Here is a 6,569-nt window from a genome sequence, read left to right as displayed (position 1 = left end):
GCAATGGACTCCCTGTGGCTAGCAGATTTATCAGTCATGCAGGGATTCCCTGTGGCGAGGGGATTCATCCCCGTTGGGCTGCGAAGCGGCCCCAACACCTGCCGGCAAGGTTTCTACAGGTACACCGCGTGTCAGCGAGTTGCGACTGCTTCGCAGCCGAGCGGGGATGAATCCCCTCGCCACAATAGATCCACTTATTTCAGAAAGCTGGTGCGCTCAGAGCCAGTAGGCATCCCAGAGCGGATAGTCACCGAGGTTATCGACCAGCCCGGCTCGCAGGGGATTATTGATGATATAGCGGGCGATGGGCTCCAGGTCCTCGCCGTCACGGATCGCACGGTCGTGGTAGCCGGTTTGCCACAGCGGTCCGTGACGTCCGGTTTTTCTGTTCACCGCATGCGTACAGCGGGCCTTTACACCACCAATGACTTCGCCAAGTGAGCCGCGTTGCAATTGCATCAGCCAATGAAAGTGGTCAGGCATGACAACCCAGGCGATGGATTGCGCGACTCCTTGCTCATGAGCCCGGCGCAGTTCGGCAACCAATAATCGGCCTGTCTGCCAATCTGCAAATACGGGCTGGCGTTCGTGGATGACAGAGGTGATGAAGTAGGCACGACCGTTTTCCGAGAAGCGATTTTGGCGCAGACGGTGGGAATTGGGACGGACTGGCATGTGAGCTTCCTTGCTTGTTCATGGCTTCTTCAAAGGTTAGTGGCTGCCTGTCCCTGTCGACGCCGCAATCGTTGAGAGAAATTTCTGAATCCGCCGGCCATTTATCCGTGATCAATCGCGAGGAGAGACATCGCGCAGTGAATCAAATGCACCCGGGCTGGAACATGACGCTGCACCATGTCTATGCAATACTTCGCGGCTTTTTCAGTGGGGACTTTTCCTACGTAGTGCAGGTAATGCCTCTCCGAAGAACCCACTATTGCCGAGAGTTGTCGCTGAATGTTGTGACTTTTAGAGTGAAAAATCCTGCCCTGAGCTTTTTATACTGCACGCCCCGCTGATCTTTCAGGCCCGCCCTGCAAGACGCGTCTGCCCACGAAGCTGACGCGGTTTCCTGCCCAGCCAAGGCCTATCGGCCGACGCTTCGAAACCCGGTGGTCATATCCAATAACAAGACGAGGTTGTACCCCTATGCCAGTTGGCAATCCTCTGCCGCACGGCGACACCGCTTCGGGCGGTCCGCTCAAACGTGAACTCGGCGAACGGCATATCCGCCTGATGGCGCTCGGTGCCTGTATCGGCGTCGGTCTGTTTCTCGGTTCGGCCAAGGCCATCCAGATGGCCGGCCCGGCGATCATGCTTTCCTACATTCTTGGCGGTCTGGCGATCCTGGTGATCATGCGCGCACTCGGCGAAATGGCCGTGCATAACCCGGTGGCCGGTTCGTTCAGCCGCTACGCGCAGGACTATCTCGGTCCGCTGGCAGGCTTTCTCACCGGTTGGAATTACTGGTTTCTGTGGCTGGTGACCTGCGTCGCGGAAATCACTGCGGTGGCGGTGTACATGGGCATCTGGTTTCCCGATGTGCCGCGCTGGATCTGGGCCCTGGCGGCGTTGATCAGCATGGGCTCGATCAACCTGATCGCGGTGAAAGCCTTCGGCGAATTCGAATTCTGGTTCGCCCTGATCAAGATCGTCACCATCATTGCCATGGTCATCGGCGGCGTCGGCATCATCGCCTTCGGTTTCGGCAATGACGGCGTGGCACTGGGCATTTCCAATCTCTGGGCCCATGGCGGTTTCATGCCCAACGGCGTGACCGGTGTGCTGATGTCGCTGCAGATGGTCATGTTCGCCTACCTCGGTGTCGAGATGATCGGCCTCACCGCCGGTGAAGCGAAAAACCCACAGAAGACCATTCCCGACGCGATCGGCTCGGTGTTCTGGCGGATTCTGCTGTTCTACGTCGGCGCGCTGTTCGTGATCCTGTCGATCTACCCGTGGAACGAAATCGGCACCCAAGGCAGCCCGTTTGTGATGACCTTCGAGCGGCTGGGCATCAAGACCGCCGCCGGTATCATCAACTTCGTGGTGATTACTGCGGCGCTGTCGTCGTGCAACGGCGGCATCTTCAGCACCGGGCGCATGCTCTACAGCCTGGCACAGAATGGCCAGGCCCCGGCCGGTTTCGCCAAGACCTCGAACAACGGCGTGCCACGCCGTGCGCTGCTGCTTTCGATCGCGGTGTTGCTGTTGGGCGTAATGCTCAACTATCTGGTGCCGGAAAAAGTCTTCGTCTGGGTCACCTCGATTGCCACCTTCGGTGCGATCTGGACCTGGGTGATGATCCTTCTCGCCCAGCTGAAATTCCGCAAAGGCCTGAGCGCCAGCGAACGTGCCGGCCTCAAGTACAAGATGTGGCTGTACCCGGTCAGTTCGTACTTTGCATTGGCATTTCTGGTGCTGGTGGTCGGCCTGATGGCGTACTTCCCGGATACCCGCGTGGCGCTGTATGTCGGGCCTGCGTTTCTGGTGTTGCTGACGGTGTTGTTTTACGTGTTCAAGTTGCAGCCGAATAACTTATCGCGAGATGCCGTGCGTTCCGCGTCGTAAGTTATTAAACGCGCAAGACCTCCGGAAAAGGTCGCTGCCTGCAGGAGTTTCTACATGGTAAGTAATGTGGATATTGTTGCAGAAAGCGATCTTTTTTTGTTGTAACAGTAATCGTGAGGCTCCCGTTTGTAATTTCAAGAGGCAGCTTTGCAAGTATTTTCATGTTGTAAGTTTCCACGCCTGATGCCGGTTTTAGAGTGAATGGGTATGGCTGACTTTGGTTGGTCTATTATTTGGCAACATTCACTCGGTCATATTCTTGATAAGTTTGGTACTTAAATGGTGTCTGGCGGCTCTGATATGATTTATTGGTAATACTTCTGGCCTTCAAGTTAAAGAGTGTTCTATCGCCTACTTCGGATTCTATTTAATCCGTTGAAGGAAAATAAAATGTCTGAATCCAACATGGACCTCGTTGGTGAAGTATCGGCACCTGAGAATAATCAGTTTGAGCACCTCGCGGCCAGCCTGGAAATCGCAAAAGTAAATTCCCATCCGTTTGGTGACTTTGCCGGTGCATTGTCCTGGTCAATTCCATTGACTGTTGCGCAACAAAAAGAAGCCTTGCACGCCACCAGTGTTTTTCTGGATAGCCTTGATTTCATTGCGCTACCGGGTGCCGGAGTGCTTGACTATCTGGACGTAGACGAGCGGCTTGCGAATGAGGCGCTGAGTGATCCGCTGTCGGCATTGGCAAGACTCATCAACAGTCCTCGCGGGCAGGCTCTGGGTCTTGCAATCCAGACCCGCTTGAACGGCATCGCCACCGATGTCAGCGCCGCCGAGTACGCAATGGCCGGCATTCATTTGAGTCTGCATCAGGGCGATATTGATCAGCCGTCACGCAGCAAAGTTGCTGGCTTCGATCTAGCCGGAGAGAAACTCTGGGGCAAACCCCCTTTGCAGGTATTCGATAACCTGGTGGCTTACTTGATCAAGGAACGCTTGAGCAGCCGCCGACTGGCCGGATTGACCGCCGCTCTGTTGCTGGTTCGCAAGGCGCCCGAGTTTCTCATCAAGAAATTTCCCCCCGACTTGAAATACGGCACCACGGCATGGTTCAACCTGACCGTCGCGGCGCGAACGATCGAGGCCTACACACCCGGGAAAGTCGCCTATATGACCTTTGCTCAAGTTATGGCCAGCGCAGAAAGCGCTTCGTTGATCGACTCGCAGGTTTTTCAGCACGTTCAGGCCGCCGCGCTGGCAGATTGGGGCGTAGTCAACGGCGTGGTGCAAAAGAACCACGGTGAACATTACACCCGTGACGAACTGGAGCGCGCCAAGACACACTTCAACCTGCAACTGGCCGGTTGTCTCAACACCTCGATTTTGTTGAACAGCCAATTGCCAAGCCGCAAAGCCATCGCGCTGGACAGACTGCAGAAAAAGTTCAAAGGCGACATACCGTTTGAAGAGCGCCTGCTGGAGCAGCCCAAGGTTGCCGGAGGCGACGGGCTCTTGTTGTACCCGACCCTCAACGGCCGATACTCGCTGCTCGACATCGTCATGATGGGCGGGCCGCCCTACTATCAATGGACGACCCGCGATCCGCGCTTGCTTCCGCTGCTTGACCAGATCAATGCACCGCTGGAACTTGGCGCGGCAGATGCCTTCCAGGCACAATTTGAAAATGCTATCGGCAACCTCAAGCAAGGCGCACTGCTGTTTGTAAAACATCTGATCGCCGAGTTGCCGCTGCAGGACAGGAAAAACCTGGAACACGGCCACGTCTCGTTTTACCAATACAAGACCTACCGCTTGAGTCTGAATATTGTCGGCAGAAACCTGATATCTACAAGCGCCATCCTCAGGGTGAAGGTTGATCTGGGCCAGGAATCGAAGCTTTATGATATCGATCTGAAACAAGGGGTTATCCGGACCCGGTCCTACGATCCAGCAGAAGCGTCCGAGCGCACAAATGCATCTGTTCCGAGCATCAAGCACACCATCGAGCCATTGCTGCTGGCTGACCAGTCGCAAGCCGCTAAGCTCCTGCCAAAAAGCCCAAACAGCTCTTCAGTGCCCGTCAGTTATTCGAGCGAGCGCACCGAGCTGATTGCTCAAGCCTTTGTGCAACATCTGGATCTGGACAACGAGGACATTTTGCAGGCAGCAAAGGGCCAGACCACGCAAGACGGGGAAAACGCGTTCGTGCAGAGGGTCATCGATTTCGTGGTCGACCTGATCCCGTTCAAGACGGCGATCGCCAACTTCGTCGACGGCAACTATGCCGACGGCGCAGTGGACCTGTTTTTTGATGTATTGGGCTTTGTTACTGCCGGTGCAAGTGTTGCCGGAAAACTGGCCAGGATTGGTGTTTCCACGGCGTCAGCCATCAGCAAGACACTCAAGGCGGCGAAGATAATCGGTGCGGTGGTCATCACCGAACTCAATCCGTTGATCGCCCTGCGTGACGTGGGCGTGGGGGCGACCCGGCTGCTTGGTCAAGGCCTCAGATTTCTCGGCGAGCAAGGCCTGCGGCAGATCATGGCATTGCGCAGAGTGTCAGACCCCAGCGAGTTATTGCGGTTACTGCGCAAAGAACACGGGCCCGCACTGATAGGTACCTGGAAGATAAACCAGCAAAGTGTCGATGGCATCGGCGTGCTGAAAGACCAGCAGTGGCATCACTACAACCCGCTGAACAATCGGCTTTACGGCGCACCGGGCGATTTCCGGCCCAAGCCTGAAATCCTTGGAGTGAACGGATTCACTAACAGCGATTTCAACCGCTTCGCCATCAAGCCCTCGGTACTCGTCGGTCTTGAGAGCAATGCCTGGGGTATTTTCCGCAGCGCGGACGGCCAACGCTTTTATATCCGCAATATCGACGCCGCTGGCAAGGAAGCGGTGTATGGAATCAGGAATGATTTCAATCTGGCAGACGATTTCACCGACGTGGTGATTGTTGACCCGGCGACGAACCGCACGCACGGCGCCAGACTCTGGCAAGTTGCGCCGGATCAATGGCAGCCGGTTTCGCTGCGTGGCGGTGAGCTGCCGCAAGGTGCAACAGACGTGCCGGTGGGGGCGACTGTCGATGAAAGTACCCGTCTCAGCCATCAGCTTGTGTACACCTCAAGCAATCCGCTACGTCCGGGCTCGGCATTTATGCGCCATCGGCTGCCCAACGGTTTATGGGAACCGGTCATCGAAGTCGTTGCTAACAGTGAGGTTGCACACCTTGCGTACGATTGTGGTCTGCCTTCCCTGACGCGTTATTCGCTGCAGCGCACCGGCATTCATGAAGCCTTGTCGCCGGCGCAATTAAGCCGGTTACCGGTGGCCACCGAATTGTTGCAACCGGGGCGCGTCAATTACAGCGCCGAGATCGCGTCACAACTGGCCAATCAGGAGGGCGGGGCAAGTTTCGTCTTTGTCATGGAGCGCGTTCAGCCTGCCAACTCGGTCCGGACGCAATTCAATGCATTGAAAATCCATGACCCGAAAATCGACAAGCTTCCGCAGTCGTCAGATGCCGTGGTCGGTTACTGGGCCGCGCAGGGAGGTTATGTCGATATTCCGGTCCACCCCAAGTGGGGCGAGCCCGATCATTTGTTTACGCCTGGCTTCAGTGGCTGCTCGCTGGTGGTCGATCAACTCGACGCCAGTCGCCTGCGGGTCAGGCATGTCGAGGGTGGCAAGGAACTCGCTCAGTACAATGGCCTCGCCACGCATGAGCACGGTCTGGGTCTCAGCGCGTCCATGGAATATCCCGACTATGGGCTGCGTGTGAATGCAAACGGTCAGGCGGACTCGCGGCTGTTGGGTTTTGCGTTCATGAAATACGACCGCGCGGCGCAATCCTGGAAGTTGCATTTCCAGGCCAGTGAAGGTGCGGGCACGATCATAAAATATTCATCGGAGAAACCTGGCTGGATAACGCAACCGGACACACTGGTCAGCGTTTATCCCAACCCCGGCGTGATTAGAACAGTCACCAGGCCGGTGCCGGTTGTTGAAGGTGCTACTGCCGCGTGATGTAACGGATGTCGAGC

Annotated in this window: 3 protein-coding genes; 2 read left to right on the top strand and 1 reads right to left on the bottom strand. The window is 56.2% G+C overall.

Features of this window, described 5'->3' with window-relative positions:
- Window positions 1-216: 216 nt before the first annotated feature.
- Window positions 217-675 carry a transposase gene (locus PS14A_RS19920; protein ID WP_130911184.1) on the bottom strand — a complete coding sequence of 153 codons (459 nt, stop codon included), beginning with the start codon at window positions 673-675 and terminating at the stop codon, window positions 217-219.
- Between the two features lie 471 nt (window positions 676-1,146).
- Between PS14A_RS19920 and PS14A_RS19915 the strand changes: the two genes are divergently transcribed.
- Both PS14A_RS19915 and PS14A_RS19910 read left to right on the top strand, forming a co-directional pair.
- Entirely contained in the window at window positions 1,147-2,568 is a 1,422-nt protein-coding gene (locus PS14A_RS19915) for an amino acid permease (protein WP_212617045.1), read from the top strand.
- Between the two features lie 390 nt (window positions 2,569-2,958).
- On the top strand, window positions 2,959-6,552 hold the full coding sequence (locus tag PS14A_RS19910; RefSeq protein WP_212617044.1) for a hypothetical protein: 3,594 nt from the start codon (window positions 2,959-2,961) through the stop codon (window positions 6,550-6,552).
- Window positions 6,553-6,569: the final 17 nt, after the last annotated feature.

The sequence above is a fragment of the Pseudomonas sp. 14A genome (assembly GCF_018132745.1).
In the GTDB taxonomy this organism is placed as follows: domain Bacteria; phylum Pseudomonadota; class Gammaproteobacteria; order Pseudomonadales; family Pseudomonadaceae; genus Aquipseudomonas; species Aquipseudomonas mercuritolerans.
This window is presented reverse-complemented; position numbering and strand designations above follow the sequence as displayed.